The following is a 16,023-nucleotide window of genomic DNA, read 5'->3' on the forward strand; positions in this document are numbered from 1 at the left end:
AATCTGAGCCAGAATGAGGTTCATTCTGACCCAGATTTGATTTTGTACAACCCATCAGTCCTTATTGACAAAGAGCCGAAATTCTAAAAGGTTGGAATGAAAGTTAAAAGAACACGCTTCGACAAAAAAGGCTCAAAAACTTTTTATCAAAGTTTTTGAGCCTTTAATGATTTCCGTTTTTTTGATCAGTAAATTTTCATTCACAAGTATCCTATGACGCTCTGACTAATTCAAATGTTTCTGATCCAAAGAGTCAATGGCATGCATGAGACCTTCCAACCCAGCAATGATTTTCTCTTTTGGTGCACCTAGATTAAACCGCAGGTAAGTCTTACCTTCTGGTCCATAAACCTCACCATTCATGATCGCGATTCTTTCTTGTTTTACCAGAACACTTTGCAATTCATCCATACTATAAGGTAAATCTTTTATGTTGATCCAGCCTAAGTAGGTTGCTTCTGGAATAGTGAAATGAATTCGCGGATCAGCAGACAGTATCTTCTTTGCTTCGAAAAAGTTCTCGTCGATTGTTTGATTGAGTTCAACGGCCCATTTCTTTTGATTCCGATAACAGTCCATTGTCGCTAGTAGTGCAGAATATGGAATCGACGATAGACCATCTCTTGCTTTCAATATCGTCAAAAATCTTTCTCGTAATTTTTCATCCAAAAAGATAGCATAAGAGCCACCCAGTCCTGGCGTGTTGAACGTCTTTGATGCGGAGGATAGCAAAACTGCAGGCACCTCTATCGAATCAATAAATTCTAAGATAGGTCGATGTTTTTCTCCTGGGCGCCGGACATCCATATGGATCTCATCACTCAAGATAGCGACGTTATGCATTTGGCATAGCGAAACCAAGTTGGATAGTTCTTGATCAGTGAACACTCGGCCAGTTGGATTGTGCGGATTGCATAGCAGAAAAATTGCTGGTTTTTCGATAGCAAATACGTTGGCTAAAGCATCAAAATCAACTGTAAACCGTTCCCCATCATTGGTTAAGGAAAATGGGATCAACTCCCGTTCGTTACCGGCGATACAATGATAAAAAGCATCATAGCATGGAGTAAATGTTACTACTTTGTCTCCTTTTCGACTTAATAGTTGGATGCAAAGAGATAAGCTATAAATGACACTTGGCGAGTAGACACACCAGTTTGGATCAATCGTACAATCAAATTCCTGCAAAAACCAATGGCTGATGCTCTGCTTATAATCAAGATGATTCCAGCGAGTATAACCAAAAAAACCTCTAGTCACAGCTTTAGCCAATACTTCTTTGGTTCCATCAGGGATCATAAAATCCATATCTGAGATTGAGAAGGGCAATAGCCCTTTTTCTCCGAAACGATCTTGGACATAATCCCACTGGGTCGAATACGTGCCGTAGCGAGAGCGCTGTTCTTTAAAGTTACTCAAGATCGATCCCTCCTTCATCCAAGGAACGAATAACCGCAGAAATTAACTCGATCGTCGCTTCAACGTCATTGATGTCCACGATGGAATGCCACGAATGGCAATAGCGAACCGGCACGCAAAAGACTAGGGTTGGTTTACCGGCATCTAACTGAACCGAACCAGCATCCGTTCCACCTCCGGCTAACAAATCATATTGCCAAGGAATTTGATTGCTTTCAGCAACTTCCTTGCAGTAATCCAACAGCTTTATATTTCCTAATGCGGTTTTATCGGCCAGAACAAGACCTGGACCTTTGCCTTGAATACGATTAGGATAGTCCGCAGCTTTTGGCGTATCTTTCCCATTGGCTACATCAATAACGATATTGATATCGGCATCTACTTGCTGCGCGGCAACTTTCGATCCTCGTGTCCCAGCCTCTTCTTGAACAGTCCCCACACCAATGATTTCGACATGTTGCGTTTTAATCTGATTTTTGATCTGAGCCATGATCGTACAGGCAACACGATTGTCCAATGCTTTACCAATAATCTTCTGCTGATTAAAACTTTTCTTGGCTTGAGTATTTGGCAAAATCATATCACCAATCTGCAAACCAGCAGCTTCCAATTCAAGTTTTGATTTGGCCCCAAAATCTATATACATCTCACTGATTGGTACTACTTCCGACATTGCATGCGTTGATTTTGGTAGTGTTCCCACCACACCTTCTATGATAGAGCCGTTTTTACGACAAGTTGCTCGCACTTGCTGCCCCAAAATGACATGCCCCCACCATCCACCAATCGGATAGAAGTAGACAAAGCCTTCCTCTGTGATACGGTGGACAAAAAAACCGACTTCATCCATATGGGCATAGAGTGCGATTTTTTTCTTTTTTGTTGTCAAATCTCCAAAATAGAGGTTTCCAAATGAATCTTTGACGCCATTCGAATCAATGATCGTCATCAGCACCTCTTGCACTTGTGACTCTTGACCAGGCAGTGCATCTAAATTAGAAAGATGCATTAATAATTTATCGGTTGCAATCAATAGTTATCCACTCCTTACTGAATTTCGTCAAAAGTTCAGCATTCCCCAGATCATTTACTAATATATCATCCTCGATGCGAATACCGAATTTTTCTTTCGGGAAATAGACTCCTGGCTCAATTGTGAACGTCATATTGGCTTGAATTGACAACTCATTTTTGGGTGCTACGGCCGGATATTCATGACAAGAAAGACCAATGCCATGTCCCAAATTATGACTAAAATGATCCTCAAGTCCCTCTTTCCTCAGTGCTTGTCTTGCAACTTGATCAATCTCTCCTAACGTTTTATTGAAAGAAACCTTTTGAACAGCTGATTTTTGAGCTGCCAATAGGATCTCATAAGTTTCTCGGATCTCGGGTTTTACTTCGCCAAAGCCTATCGTCCGTGTGATATCCGAATAATACCCGTCGTAGATCGTTCCAAAGTCAATCATGATCAGCTCATTCGCTTCAAGTTTTTTCTGACTAGCATGGGCATGAGGCAACGCGGTACGCTCTCCGGAAGCGACGATTGTTTCAAAAGCCGGGCCTTCGCTACCTAATTTCTTGCTACGATAATCGAGTTCATTCGCTAAGTCTAGTTCTGTCATCCCTACTCGAATCATTGGCATGATCCGTTCTAATGTTTGATCGGCAATCTGCGCCGCCTGTCTGAGGGCACAAATTTCTTTAGATGATTTGATCATTCTTAAACTTTCCACCATGTTTTTGGTGGTGATTAGCTGACCATTGGCCTCCTTCATTAAAAAGTGAAGCTCAGTAAAAGTCTGATAGGAAATGGTTTCCGCCTCAAAACCTACCTTCATTCCTGCAATAAATGGTCGCATTACTTCGATCAAATGACTTCCAATCGGGATCTCACAAATTTCCACACCAGTTGTTTGTTGAGACGCTTGTTCTGTATAACGACCGTCCACAAACAAAGTTAATTTATTTTCAGTAACTAGTAGTAAGCCGTTTGACCCCGTAAATCCGCAAAGATAGCGACGATTCGTTTTATCTGTGACTACAAGTCCGGATAATTTTTTTTCCGCTAGTTTTGCTCTTAATGCATCGATCCTCATCTATTTTCCCCTCATTCCTTTTCTAACCTGAATCATCTTTAATAGTTGATTCTCGTCTCAAGGGTAAACAATATACTCAGAATAGTAAAAACGGGGCACAAGTTCACAAGATAAGTGATGACCGATAGAATGGTTTCTTTTGCAAGAGGACTAGTACCCCAATTTACCAGACAAGATTCCCCACACTATTGTTTATTCGCTACTTGTTCTAACTTATGCCCCAGCCCCTTTGGCTAGAAATCAATATCTGTTAAGTATTGTTCATCTTCATCTGAGATGACTGAGTTGCCTTTTTCTGCTTCTAATAATGCTTCCCGCTCGAATTCTTGTTTCTCCAATACTTTGAAGAATGGCAAATATAAGCCAAAAGATAAAGCGACTTGAATCACTTGAATGATGACTGCTCGCCAATCGAATCCTGTGAGAAACCCTTCCATAAATATTGGCACATAAGGCGGATCAAAAATCGGGTAGTTCAGTAAACCTAGTTTCATACAAATCATTGGGAACATTCCTACTAATGCCCCACCAAAGATAAATGGAATCATCAAAACTGGATTCAAGATGATCGGCACACCGAACAACACAGGTTCATTGATACCAAACATGGAAGGGAGTAAAGCAACTGCCCCTACTTTTTTGTATCGTTGTGACTTACTAATGATCATTGCTAAAACTAAGCCAATCGTCACACCAGAACCGGTAAAGTTGGCAAAGGCCGATAAGGTACCATTCGTAATGACATGGCGTAATGGTTCTCCCGCTTCGTGCGCTGCAATGTTCTCGGACAAATATTGCACTGCGATTGGTGAAAGAATCGGAGAAAGAACCGCTGAATGGATACCAAAAAACCAGAAAACCAACCGTAAAACTAATACTAGATAAATCACCCATAGCGAATCTAGACTGCCAATAGCCGGTGCTAAAATATCCATGATGACTTGCGGTAAAAGAACACCCCCAGATAAACTATCGGTAACCGCACGGATCACAATAAACAGAACCCCGATAGCCGCAGTGGGCGTGATCAATTCGAAAGAACTGGAAACAAAATCCGGAACCCCCTCTGGCATTTTGATCACCAACTTGTGCTTCGTGAAGAATTGGTAGAGTTTGACCGAAATAATCGCTATGAAAATTGCAGTAAATAAGCCCTTAGAATCAAGATAGCTGGCGACGATATTGCCGTTGTCATCCACATCCATTGCTACAATCAAAAAGGCAATTGCTGACAACATCATTGATCCCACTGTATAAAGCTTATAGTGTTCACTTAAGAAATACGAAATTGCTAGAACTGCATACAAACCAACTAACCCTAATGAAACTTTTGAAATAATCCCAAAAATATAACCGTAGCTTTCAAACCAATTTGCAACTCCCTGTGTAGTAATGAACTCAGGAATAGACGGAAAAATTGCTGCAACAGACCCTAATAATAGCACTGGTGTCATTACGACCATTCCTTTTTTGATCGCAGTCAAGTAAGCATTACTATCAACTTTATTAGCAACCGGCACCAATGTTTTACGAATAAATGCTTCTACTTTTTCAAAAGCACCCTGTTTTTTTGGACTTTCCATTTTTTTCACTCCTAATTATTGAGTTTTCAATGCTTCATTCTTACGATATGCAACCAACGCTTGTTTCATTACCGTAGCCCCATCCATGGACCCATAGATATCCGACGTTAATAAAACAGTTGGTTTGTTCACTTTATCTGCTTCCCCTTTAATGAAATCATATTTGTGACTCAATTGTGGCCCAACTAAGATGACATCATAGTCATTGATATAGCGTTCCAATTTGTCGACACCGATTGCCTCCATTGGATAGTCTTTTTCATCTAAGCTTTTTGATTCTTTGACAACTTTTTTCATTGACTCCATCATCATTGTCGTTGAGAAGCCTCCTGCACAAACAAGCAATATTTTCATGTTTCTTTCCTCCTACTTTTTTTTTGATTACTTATTTTCTTCGCTTTTTTCCTTTAACATACCAATCATTTCTTCAATCAAATCGCGTGCCAATAAGCTTGTCATTAAATGATCCTGCGCATGAACCATTAATAGACTAGTTTCTGTTTTCTCGCCATTCAGTTCACCGGTAATCAACTTTGTCTGGACATCATGGGCATCAATACTCCTTTCTTTGGCTTCTTTCATTTTTGCTTCTGCCTGTTCAAAATCCCCTTTACGGGCGAATCTTAGCGCTTCAAAAGCTGCTCCTCGCGAATCTCCTGCTGCAGAGATGATTTTAAAAATATCAACTTCTTTTTCGTTCATTGTTTCATCCTTCTTTCATTAAACTTTGTATATAAGACTTAAAGTCTTGAAAATTCGTGATTTTGGCTAGTTGATTGTCTAACGCTTGGTCTTCCATCATTTTGATCATCAATCGACTGATTTCTTTATGCAGATTTAAATGATCTTTCTTGATATTGATCAAGAAAATAACCTTGATTTCTTTTTTACTGTACCAAATTGATTTTCTTAACAAAATGACATCGATGACTTCCCTGATCGCTGCCTGCTCCATAGGATGGGGTCCTGCGATACCATTTTGATAGATGGTATCGATCATTTTTTCTCTCTCAAGAACACTGTGCTTAAATCCCTGCTCGGCCCACCCATCTTCTAAACGAGCCGCTTCGCTTTCTAGTAGTTGCAAATAATCTTCTGATTCCGTATCAATTTGAAACCACTGAGGATCAAATAAACTGAGAATAAACTGGTGTACATCAAATACTTTATTTTCCGATTCCCGCAATAGGCTTAAATCTTTTTCGATTTTATTGATTTCTGCCCGATTTAAAATCGTTTTTGTGTAGATGATAGGGATAGCAAACTGTTCCTGATCCAGAGGAACAGTGGAAATCAGTAAGTCAAAACTTTTATCAATCTGATCAACTTCGTTCAAAGCAAATGTGGTGACTTCAGCATTGCTGAAAAGCCGCTCTAAATTAACTTTCAATAAATAAGAAGCACCGCCACCCGTAGAACAAATGACAGCTATTTTTTTATAATCATCGATTAACTGATTCGCCTGCTTCTCAAGACTAGCTGCGAAATAGATAGCAACGTAGCCTATCTCATCTTTGCTGATATCTGCGTCCAAGTCCTTGTTTAATTCACTGATGAACACCATCGCAACGTTGAATACATTGGCATATTGCGTATAAATGTCATCAATGATCGGATTATCTAGTTGATGTCCGGTATACAGTCTTTGAAGTAATGGAGCGACATGCATCAACAGGGCATTACCTAATTCTTGATCTGTTCTAAACTGTGTATGGTAACGTAAATCGACAAGCTCTAGTGTTTTTTCAATTGCTTGTTTCAATTGCTGATTACTGGTTCGATCATCAAGGACCGAAAATTTTCCTCTCAGTTGCTCATGCAAATAATTTTTTTCCATAGTAGAAAAAGTAATGGGATAAGCCGTTTCCAAATAGGAGACCAAATCTTCTGTTAAAAGGTCATACTTATCGGTTGCTGTCCTTACGGTTCGTTCGTCATTCGTTAAAGTGTTATTTTGTGTGATTCGAAAAACAAGCAATCGAATATGCTGTATGATATTCTCAAAAACAATATCGCTCGCTTTAAGTTGATGCTGTTGCAACTTTTCTGATAAACAGGAACGTAGCGCCTCTTCATCAAAGACGAAGTGAAAAGCTTTATATCGTTCCGTCAGGACGGGTGTATGGATAATGTTGCGAATCAAATAAAGAATTGCTTGTCTTTTCTTCTCTTCAGTCCCGACAATCTTCAAACCATAATGTGCTTTGCTGAATAAAGTTAATCCGTAGTCCTTGCAAAACAATTCGACTTGTTTGATATCTGCTTTAACTGTTGAAAGACTCACCTCTAACCATTCTGAAATCTGCTGCATCGTAATGTATTCTTCATGAAACAGCAGGAGAAGTTCGATATTCTTAATTCGTTCGTTCGGGTTCCCGTTATCGATCTTTTCTTGACGTTTTGCATGAGATAAAAACCTTAGAAACTTTGTTTTATCAGAAATTTCCAGTTGATAGCCTGCCGAACGAATCCGCTCTATTGAAAATCCTTCTGTTCGTCCGATATCTCTTAACCACTTGATATCATTAGCCAAGGTCCGCTCAGAAATCTGAAATTCAGCGGCCAATGCCTTGGGAGCAATTGCTTGCTTCTTTGCATATAAGTATTCAACAATTTTTTCTTGTCGCATAATTTCCTCCCGCCTTCACATAAACTATACAATGTAAGCCCTTTACTTAAAATGGCAACTTTTTCCGATAAATGATGCAAGAATAATCTGATTCAAAAGAATAACCATTTCCTTCTACGAGCAAACGATTCGGTTTACATAACCGGGATCGATCGATATTTTTCTGAACTCTGCTGATCCTGCATCATTTCAGCTGTTAGCCTCATTCAACTACTCCATTCGCATTCTAAAAAAGATAACTAATATACAAAAACAAGCCAAAAGCCTCGTTACAAAGCTGTTGGCTTGTTCAATACAGAACCATTATTGATCGAATCGATTCTTCTATTTTTGATCAAGTATACTTCTATTTATACACCCTAATCGCAGGAGGCACAAAATCAGTGACAAATGCGTTGATTTCGGCAAGTGATTCGGCGAAAAGAATTTTGTCGAAGTCTTCTTGGGTCAAGAACCCTTCTGTTACCATTGCCTGGTATTGTTGTTTCAATGGATCAAAAAAGCCGTTGAAATTGATCAGCACACATGGGTTGGCATGTTGCCCGATCCTGCCCCAAGAGATGACTTCTGTAATTTCCTCAATGATTCCCGGTCCTCCTGGCAATGCCACATATAAGTCAGCCAGCTCGATCATTTTTTGTTTTCTTTCATGCATATTCGAGACAACGATCAGTGACGTAAGATTCTCTTTTGCTAATTCTCGTGCCACCAAGAATTCTGGTATGATGCCTGTTACTTCACAATTTTCTTCAATAGCGGTTTCGGCAATTATTCCCATCAATCCCGCATTACCGCCTCCATAGACAAGGTTATACTGATTTTCACCTAGCCATCTACCTAATTCTTTGGTGATTTGCTTGTATTCTTCTGAACTTCCGATACTTGCTCCACAATAGACTGCGACATTCATTCTCAAATGATCCCCTTTCGATCTGATTGCACTTCATGTTATTATAGTCGAGAAATAAGGAGGGCTCAATATGAAAATCAATGAATACAACTCATGGGTGATCGACTTTTATAAAAAACGGAACTGGTATCAATATGATCCTTTTATTCGTGTTGGATTTCTTACGGAAGAAGTAGGAGAACTATCCCGGGCCATTCGCGGCGTTGAAATTGGGCGAGATCGACCTGATGAGTCTGCAAAAGATCAAGCCTACTATCGAGAGAATTTGATGGAAGAACTTGGCGATGTCTTTGACAACGTATTGATTCTCGCAGATAAATACGATATTGCTCTCGAAGACATTATGGGTCATCATAAAGCAAAACTGGAAGAGCGATTTAAAGAGGAAGGATAGCCTAGCTGCTAACTATCACTTATATTTCTTTTCCTACGCGTTATCTTGCGTTATCCTAAGTTGTGCGCCCAGTTGATCACCTGTCATTGTCAACGAGTTAGCTAAGGGAAAAATATTGTCAGATTTTCTAGTCTACTTGAAGCAAAAAAAAGGGACTGTGCCATAAGTCTCCTACAAGTAACACTAGCCGAACATTAATGATTATTGCTCCTGCGGTGCAGGGACTCCTCGTCGCAAAAGTCAGAGGGATCTATCCTAGCAACAGACTATTATTCGGTTTAACTTGTTGGATGATGACTTATGTCATAGTCCCGTATTATAAATCATTATTACAGATCAACGATTGAATTTTTTGCTGCCTAATTTCATATGAAATTGCGGATCTTTTGGTGTGGAAGGATCGACACCTCGCAAATGAGGAATTTCTCCACAGATCAATTGCAATAAGACAATGAAATTGAACGTCATAAACTCTGGATCGGTGGTCACAGGTAAGACCAGATCTGCTGCGTCTGACTCATAAGTCGTAATCAGAAAAATAGTATCCGACCATTCGGACAAAACTTCTTTCATTTTCTCAGACCTTGGCTCATCGCCGTTGTCTAAAATAAAGACCATCGAATCTTCATTGATCGCATTATAGATGCCATGAATAAACTCTTCAAATTCATATCCACTCACCGGACAACGCATCGTCTCTAACAACTTCAGGGCACTTTCTAAAACATCTCCATAAATAGCTGCCGGACCAGTCACACGGATTTCTTTTGCAGTGACTAATCGTTCCTGATTTGCAGAAATCCATTTTAATGAAGTCTCATAAACAGCTTGGAACTGTCCAGCAGCAGTTTTCACCCCTTGGATCTGTTGTTCAAATGTCTCTTCAGAAATCGTTCCTTGCTCAAGTCCCAGATAGAGAGCAAGTAATAATAGATTCAGTTTTGTACAATAAAAGCCCTTTGTTTTTGCCCCTGCTTTCTCAGGTCCACAATGGACAGTCAGAACAAAATCAGCCATTTCATCAATAAATGCTTGTTCTTCTCCTGCCATGGAAGCAGTGATACAACCTTTGCTTTTCGCTAGTTTCATAGCGTTGTAGGTGGAAAAAGAGCTACCTCCTTGAGAGATTCCGACAACTAATGTCTGTTCATTATCACTTAAAAAAGTCTCTTCAGTGATCGTGAAAGGATAGACCGCTCTTACTTCAAGTTGTAATAGTTTTTGCATTTGCGGAGCCATTTGCAACGCGGAATGATAGCTCGTTCCAGACCCTGTCAAAAAAATCCGAGTGATTTTTTCTTTTTTGATACTTGAAAAAAGACGGTCTCCTTTTTCGATAATTTCTAACAATTTACTTGGTGTCTCTTGTAAATACTCTTGAATTGATGCCATTTTTTCTCCTCCAATATTATAGAATGCCAATCAAATGAACAGCGATCCCAAAAATAATAATGCCGATCGTAATCTTAGTAATGCTCGCTTTTTTTAGCAGCTTATAAATGCCAAAGGTGAAGGCTAGCGGCAGCATCTTTGGTAATATCTGATCCAGTATATCTTGAACCACGATTTCTGCTCCGCTGATATTCCACTTTAATGGAGTCGTGATATTCAGCATCGTCGCCACCATACCTCCAACAACACATAATCCAACGATCGTTGCTACTGCCATAATTTTATCCATCAAGCCCTCTTTTTGGATACGGTCCAACGAATTGACCCCTACTTGATACCCCAGTTTCAATCCAAAGATCCGAACCAATATATTTGGCAAATTATACAAAACTAAAAACAGCAATGGACCAAAAAGATTGCCATCTTTTGCGATCGATACACCAATACCGGCAGCAATGATCCGAACAGTTCCCCAGAAGATCGAATCACCGATCCCAGCTAAAGGCCCCATCAGTGATGCTTTGACAGCGTTGATTGATTGGACATCAAAAGCCGGATTGTTCGCATTTTCTTCTTCCATCGCTGCGCTGATACCCATGATCGTTGGTACTACCGCTGGTGTCGTGTTGAAAATTTCCAAGTGGCGTGTGATTGCTGCTGCTTGATCTTCTTTATTTCTATAGAGCTTTTTGATGACTGGCAACATGGCATACATGTAACCGACATTTTGCATCCGTTCGTAGTTAAACGCACCTTGAAGAGCAAAGGACCGCCAGAATACACTTTTTAGCTGCTTCTTCTCAATCTTATTCAAAATCGATCTCTCCTTCCGTCAAGTTATCTGGGACACTGGGGATAGACTCTTTCTTCTGTTCAATATAGAAGTGCAAGATCACTGCGATACAAGCACCGATTAAAGCAATCGCAGTAATATTTAGTCCTCCGTAGGCAGCTGCTAAAAAGCCCAAGAAAAAGAAGGGGGCCATTTTCTTTGAAAAAAGCATGTCCAGCAACAAAGCAAATCCGATGGCAGGAAGCAGATTTCCAGCTACAGATAACCCGTCTAATATGACATTTGGAACAGCTTCGATCATTCCCGTTACCTTATCCGCACCTAATAAAATAGCTAAGAAGGTTGGTAGAAATGTACTTAAAAAGAACAAACCAACTGGAATCCACATACAAAAGGCTAATCCTTTGTAATTTGCTTCTTTCGCATAGCTATCTGCTTTGTGGGTAAAATAAGCATTGATGATCCGAACCAATACGCCTAAAGATTGCGCTAAAACTGCGATCGGCACAGCTAATGCTAAAGCTACTTCAACACCGCTATTAGACAAAATCGCAAATGCTGTTCCTAAAATCCCTCCTGTCACCACATCTGGCGGTGTAGAAGCCCCAATACCGGCGATCCCCATCCAGATCAATTCAAGTTGCGCCCCAATGATAATTCCATTCTTTACATCGCCTAAAACCAACCCCACCAATAAACCGGTAACAAGCGGACGATCAAACATCATCTGACCAAATATTCTGCCATCTAAAATACCGATTCCAGCAATTAACCCTAACATTATTGCTTGAGCAACCATCGTGTAACCCTCCTTCTTCTAAATGTCAAAGTCCGTCAACAATTTCTTTTTATCTCTAGGCAGCATCCGAAATTCTACTTGGACACCGGCATCCTTAATCATTTTTAAGTTAGCGATATCCTTTTCGTCCACTGCCACTAGATCCGTTAATTTCTTTTTCCCCTCGCCATAACGCAACCCCCCAACATTTAATGTGGTAATTACCCCACCTGAAGCTTCGACCAATCGGCGAGCATCCTCGGTCGTCTTAACTAAAACCAAGACATTACTCTTTTTTGATGATGCAAATTTTTGAACGATTTCTCCGGATTCCGCTACTCCTCGAATGTATAGAACAACATTGGAAGGTTTCGCCAGATTTAAAGCCATAGATTTCATTTGATCATTTTTGGCATCGTCATTTACCACTAAAATCGTATTGATCCCTAAGGCCGTCGTCCAGCCAAAAGCTACTTGGCCGTGGATCAACCGATCATCAATCCTCACTAAAGATATCGTCATTGTTTTGTCCTCCTTGCTGTTTGATTAGTTGATTAATGTGTAAAATTCCTTTCTTCCCTTCTTCTATTCCCCTAAGTACCCAATCCTCAACAGATAGCTCAGCTGTTTCCTCTGAGAGTATGAGAGAAAGTAACATAGGTAAATTGACACCGGTGATTAACTGGAATTCATATCCGTTTAATAAATGATTGGTAAATAGATTTGCCACACTTCCCCCAAAGACATCTGTTAGGACGATCAACGTCTGATCTTGATTCTGCTCTAAGTAAGCAGTCATCTCTGCTTCCGCATCATCACTCGATTTTTCTTTGGTCATTGAAAAACAATCGATCTCGATATCTTCACCAGCAATCAATTTCAAACTATCAATAATCCCTTTAGAAAATGTGCCGTGGGTTGCTACTAAATATTTCATCTCTTTTCCTCCTCACTACACTTTTTTATAATGCAAAAAGCGTGCCAACTAGTGACACGCTTCGAAAAGTCCTCATCTATCAGTCAAGAAAAAGGATATTATGGATATAGCAAATTTCTGGCAATGGAATCTGCACACTATAGATTGTTTCCAGCACACTGACCGCATCTTTGATCACTCTGATTTCACGTTGATGAATAAATACAAATTGTTCAAGATCTGCAAATTCGGTAATTTCTACTTGCCGTATCAAACGCTCTACCATGCAGGAGATATGAACATAAAGACCGATTTTTCGTGGATTCGTTAACTTCAGTGCTAATCGTTCTTCCAGTGTGACAATTAATTCTTCTATGATCGACATGATTTTTTGAGTATCTAAAATAGTTAACGAATCGAGGACTCGAATGAGGGAAAAATTTTTTACCATCCGATCATTCACAATCTTCATGCCATTTTCATCCAAATCAACTCCAAAGATCTCTGACATTTTTTGCGCGTTCCCACCAGAGATAATGGTTTCTAAATAAACAAACTCGGCCTCTGGAATCAGAGGATCGTCGGTTCCAATAATGCCTAATAAATTATAGTGTTGAGAAATACTAGCGGGTATCCCGTTGGTAACCAATTCACTATATTCCATAGGGAAAAACGCTACCTCAAGCAATCCTTCCAAACATTCCGACAACATTTTTTGAATCTGAATCGCTGTACCTATCCCAGTAAAGCAAGTGGTGATTATCGCTTTTTTTTGAGCCTTTTCCGGTTCGAACAGTTGAATGTTCGGTGAGATCGATTCCTTCATCCGTTCCGCAATCTCGGTTAAAGGAGTGCCTTGAAGCATCATATTGCCAATCTCTAGTGCCATCAAAGTCCCTAGCTGATCCATACACAAAATTGGAACTGCTACGGTCTTTTTCAATAAATCATAGATCATATTCAACGACCCCATATCAATTAGGATTACCAGTCCTTTGACTATTCCGTTTTCTCGTACATACTCTTCTACCTTTGTAGAGATGTCATGAATGGAGGCCTCGATTGGCATATCAAAGCTGGTAAATATTGACTCTCCTAGCATGCGATTACACACATTGGCGATACTGCTAGCGGTTGCGAAACCATGAGCAATGATCAATCCATCAATGTCTTTGCTCTTTCTTGTATAACGTAGTGTCGAAAAGAATAATGAGAAGAGATTAATGTCTAATGAATCGAACTGAATATCTAAACGTCGCTCAATTTCAGGAAAAATTTTCTTTAGCGTTTGCCGTTCTTTCCCATAATGCTGCTCAATGTAGGCTTCCAGTAAAAATTCAGAAGGCTGAGAAACGAAAGACGTTCTCAAAATATACTTGTAAATGTAGTGAGACACAAATAGAACGAAGCTTCCATCATAATGAAAGAACGCCTGATATTCGATTTCCCGAAATAATTCTTGCATCGTTTGATGCACAAACTCTTCCAAAGCAACTGGTTTTTGCTTTGAATCCGTAAAGACTAACCGATCCATAAAGCCAGCCACTTGTTGATCGATCAACGTACGCATCTCCGCATCCTCATCATTTTTTCTCAACGAATAAATTTGATTTAATCGATGAATAAACGCATAAAGGTCTTGCCGGCCATCATTTTCGGAAAGAGATTGTTTTTCCCCGTCGAAAACGTAATTAGTTGACTCAGAAAACTGGCTAACGATTTTATTTCGAGGAAGCGTATACATTTGTGCGGGCAGATCCTTGATGGAAACATGGACTTCATCTGAAGTAACATTTTGAGAAATCGCACTGCCGCAAACATACTTAATGGCATTTTCAATTTCACCAATATTTCCTGAATAAATGGTATGAAGAAAAATATTCATTACCTGCGAGCTGACCACTATTTTCTTTTCAAGCCGTTTGCTTTCAACTTGAAAGAGCTTCTCGATAATTTCTTTTTTTTCTAAAATACTGCGTTCGCTCAGATTAGGTAAATAGATAGTAATAGGAATTCGACGCAAAAACGTCTGTAAAAAAGCGGTGGTTTTCTCAGTTGTCGCGAAGGCCAATCGGACAGTTGCTTTTCGCTCGGTTGATTCACCGATCCGAGAAAAGGTCCCTTTATCCATGAAAGTAAAAAGTTTCTCCTGTCCTTCCGCATTCAACCGATGGACTTCATCTAGAAATAGTAGACCACCATTCGCATCTTCTAATAACCCGCGCTTCTTTTCGTAGGCACCAGTGAAGGCTCCTTTGGAGTAACCAAACAATAATCCTGACAAGAGCTCTGGATTATTATAATATTGTGCACAATTTAATACTTTAAATGGGGCTGTTTCTGATAGAACTTCTGCTTTGACCATATATTCATACATGATTTGCACGAAATAACTTTTTCCGATGCCTGTATCCCCCATCACCATAACAGGAAGACCATTATTTGGATAAAATACAGCTGTCTTCAATTGTTCAATGGGTTCAGCCAAACTTTTATCGTAACCGATCACTTTTTCAAATACACGATTGATAGGTACTTTCTCGATTTTGTCGCTTAACTCTTTTACTGAATTCAGGACTTCAGATACTTCGATAGCGAACTTTTCTTGATACCCCCCTCGATTGCCAAACAAGACGGGCCGTGTATTGATTTTAAAAAAAATGCCTTGATCAACAAAACGATTGGCCAATCGACTCGCTTGTGTTCGACTAAAGGAGAGTTGAGCTTCAATATCGGCTGTTGTAAACAGTCCCGATTCAACCGCTTCTTTAGTAGCACGATTCGCTAATTCTCGGCTCCATGTAGTCACTTCTACTTCAACATTCATTTCTACACCTCTTTCTTTGCCCTCGAAATAACAAATGTTAAAAAAGAGTATACCACGGAAAAATTTCTTTTAAAGACGAAATTAAACCTCACAGGGAATCGCTTTCATTTATTTGTTATTTCATGGCCTGTCCAATGCCTCATACTTTCTGTTTTTATTACTAAACAACTTTGTCACAAAAAAAACATCGAAGCTGCTCAAAACGCGGGGAGCGTCAATAATTTTGTGTAAATGATTCTTCCCTACTGCAGATTGTTTCTAATTCTCAATCAGTTGGCTTAGC

Annotated in this window: 15 protein-coding genes; 1 reads left to right on the forward strand and 14 read right to left on the reverse strand. The window is 39.7% G+C overall.

All coding sequences use genetic code 11. The features are described 5' to 3' along the window. Positions 1-225: 225 nt before the first annotated feature. The 8 genes from AB5Z52_RS12560 to AB5Z52_RS12595 all read right to left on the reverse strand — a co-directional run bounded on the left by AB5Z52_RS12560 (position 226) and on the right by AB5Z52_RS12595 (position 8,640). Complete coding sequence (locus AB5Z52_RS12560) at positions 226-1,419, reverse strand: MalY/PatB family protein (protein ID WP_170081155.1); 1,194 nt, start codon at positions 1,417-1,419, stop codon at positions 226-228. After that, the gene (locus AB5Z52_RS12565) at positions 1,412-2,452 is read right to left on the reverse strand and encodes a M42 family metallopeptidase (RefSeq protein ID WP_288551808.1); all 1,041 of its coding nucleotides are present in this window, start codon (positions 2,450-2,452) and stop codon (positions 1,412-1,414) included. Before AB5Z52_RS12565 ends, AB5Z52_RS12560 begins: the two co-directional genes overlap by 8 nt. After that, entirely contained in the window at positions 2,436-3,518 is a 1,083-nt protein-coding gene (locus tag AB5Z52_RS12570; protein WP_003125509.1) for a Xaa-Pro peptidase family protein, read from the reverse strand. Before AB5Z52_RS12570 ends, AB5Z52_RS12565 begins: the two co-directional genes overlap by 17 nt. A gap of 233 nt (positions 3,519-3,751) precedes the next feature. Then, complete coding sequence (locus AB5Z52_RS12575; RefSeq protein ID WP_003125508.1) at positions 3,752-5,101, reverse strand: PTS sugar transporter subunit IIC; 1,350 nt, start codon at positions 5,099-5,101, stop codon at positions 3,752-3,754. A 15-nt stretch (positions 5,102-5,116) separates the two neighbouring features. Then, on the reverse strand, positions 5,117-5,455 hold the full coding sequence (locus AB5Z52_RS12580; RefSeq protein ID WP_003125507.1) for a PTS sugar transporter subunit IIB: 339 nt from the start codon (positions 5,453-5,455) through the stop codon (positions 5,117-5,119). Positions 5,456-5,482: 27 nt separating this feature from the next. Then, entirely contained in the window at positions 5,483-5,803 is a 321-nt protein-coding gene (locus tag AB5Z52_RS12585; protein WP_003125506.1) for a PTS lactose/cellobiose transporter subunit IIA, read from the reverse strand. Positions 5,804-5,807: 4 nt separating this feature from the next. Continuing rightward, the gene (locus AB5Z52_RS12590) at positions 5,808-7,730 is read right to left on the reverse strand and encodes a BglG family transcription antiterminator (protein ID WP_288551807.1); all 1,923 of its coding nucleotides are present in this window, start codon (positions 7,728-7,730) and stop codon (positions 5,808-5,810) included. Positions 7,731-8,076: 346 nt separating this feature from the next. Beyond that, positions 8,077-8,640, reverse strand: a complete 564-nt coding sequence (locus tag AB5Z52_RS12595; RefSeq protein WP_288551806.1) for a TIGR00730 family Rossman fold protein — start codon at positions 8,638-8,640, stop codon at positions 8,077-8,079. Between the two features lie 70 nt (positions 8,641-8,710). Between AB5Z52_RS12595 and AB5Z52_RS12600 the strand changes: the two genes are divergently transcribed. Further along, complete coding sequence (locus AB5Z52_RS12600; protein WP_003125503.1) at positions 8,711-9,034, forward strand: MazG nucleotide pyrophosphohydrolase domain-containing protein; 324 nt, start codon at positions 8,711-8,713, stop codon at positions 9,032-9,034. A 336-nt stretch (positions 9,035-9,370) separates the two neighbouring features. Here AB5Z52_RS12600 and AB5Z52_RS12605 read toward each other — a convergent pair whose 3' ends face one another. The 6 genes from AB5Z52_RS12605 to AB5Z52_RS12630 all read right to left on the reverse strand — a co-directional run bounded on the left by AB5Z52_RS12605 (position 9,371) and on the right by AB5Z52_RS12630 (position 15,740). After that, positions 9,371-10,426: an SIS domain-containing protein gene (locus tag AB5Z52_RS12605; RefSeq protein ID WP_003125502.1), complete on the reverse strand. Its 1,056-nt coding sequence runs from the start codon at positions 10,424-10,426 to the stop codon at positions 9,371-9,373. Between the two features lie 16 nt (positions 10,427-10,442). Further along, positions 10,443-11,240, reverse strand: coding sequence for a PTS system mannose/fructose/sorbose family transporter subunit IID (locus AB5Z52_RS12610; RefSeq protein ID WP_003125501.1), 798 nt, complete (start codon positions 11,238-11,240; stop codon positions 10,443-10,445). Then, complete coding sequence (locus AB5Z52_RS12615) at positions 11,233-12,018, reverse strand: PTS sugar transporter subunit IIC (RefSeq protein ID WP_003125499.1); 786 nt, start codon at positions 12,016-12,018, stop codon at positions 11,233-11,235. The genes AB5Z52_RS12610 and AB5Z52_RS12615 overlap by 8 nt, the downstream gene beginning before the upstream one ends. Positions 12,019-12,036: 18 nt before the next feature. Next, complete coding sequence (locus tag AB5Z52_RS12620; protein ID WP_003125497.1) at positions 12,037-12,519, reverse strand: PTS sugar transporter subunit IIB; 483 nt, start codon at positions 12,517-12,519, stop codon at positions 12,037-12,039. Further along, positions 12,494-12,934 (reverse strand): PTS sugar transporter subunit IIA, encoded by a 441-nt coding sequence (locus AB5Z52_RS12625; RefSeq protein ID WP_003125495.1) that lies wholly within the window; start codon positions 12,932-12,934, stop codon positions 12,494-12,496. The genes AB5Z52_RS12620 and AB5Z52_RS12625 overlap by 26 nt, the downstream gene beginning before the upstream one ends. A 79-nt stretch (positions 12,935-13,013) precedes the next feature. Further along, positions 13,014-15,740: a sigma 54-interacting transcriptional regulator gene (locus AB5Z52_RS12630; protein ID WP_288551805.1), complete on the reverse strand. Its 2,727-nt coding sequence runs from the start codon at positions 15,738-15,740 to the stop codon at positions 13,014-13,016. Between the last annotated feature and the right edge of the window lie 283 nt (positions 15,741-16,023).

This window comes from Enterococcus sp. RTP21361st1_A6_RTP21361_211029, from assembly GCF_040910045.1.
Classification (GTDB): domain Bacteria; phylum Bacillota; class Bacilli; order Lactobacillales; family Enterococcaceae; genus Enterococcus_D; species Enterococcus_D gallinarum.

Bases quoted from the DNA above. Each gene is read 5' to 3' on its own strand.
- AB5Z52_RS12630 (WP_288551805.1), bottom strand. From the start codon at position 15,740: ATGAATGTTGAAGTAGAAGTGACTACATGGAGCCGAGAATTAGCGAAT.
- AB5Z52_RS12595 (WP_288551806.1), bottom strand. From the start codon at position 8,640: ATGAATGTCGCAGTCTATTGTGGAGCAAGTATCGGAAGTTCAGAAGAA.
- AB5Z52_RS12615 (WP_003125499.1), bottom strand. From the start codon at position 12,018: ATGGTTGCTCAAGCAATAATGTTAGGGTTAATTGCTGGAATCGGTATT.
- AB5Z52_RS12570 (WP_003125509.1), bottom strand. From the start codon at position 3,518: ATGAGGATCGATGCATTAAGAGCAAAACTAGCGGAAAAAAAATTATCC.
- AB5Z52_RS12605 (WP_003125502.1), bottom strand. From the start codon at position 10,426: ATGGCATCAATTCAAGAGTATTTACAAGAGACACCAAGTAAATTGTTA.
- AB5Z52_RS12590 (WP_288551807.1), bottom strand. From the start codon at position 7,730: ATGCGACAAGAAAAAATTGTTGAATACTTATATGCAAAGAAGCAAGCA.
- AB5Z52_RS12625 (WP_003125495.1), bottom strand. From the start codon at position 12,934: ATGAAATATTTAGTAGCAACCCACGGCACATTTTCTAAAGGGATTATT.
- AB5Z52_RS12585 (WP_003125506.1), bottom strand. From the start codon at position 5,803: ATGAACGAAAAAGAAGTTGATATTTTTAAAATCATCTCTGCAGCAGGA.
- AB5Z52_RS12580 (WP_003125507.1), bottom strand. From the start codon at position 5,455: ATGAAAATATTGCTTGTTTGTGCAGGAGGCTTCTCAACGACAATGATG.
- AB5Z52_RS12575 (WP_003125508.1), bottom strand. From the start codon at position 5,101: ATGGAAAGTCCAAAAAAACAGGGTGCTTTTGAAAAAGTAGAAGCATTT.
- AB5Z52_RS12600 (WP_003125503.1), top strand. From the start codon at position 8,711: ATGAAAATCAATGAATACAACTCATGGGTGATCGACTTTTATAAAAAA.
- AB5Z52_RS12620 (WP_003125497.1), bottom strand. From the start codon at position 12,519: ATGACGATATCTTTAGTGAGGATTGATGATCGGTTGATCCACGGCCAA.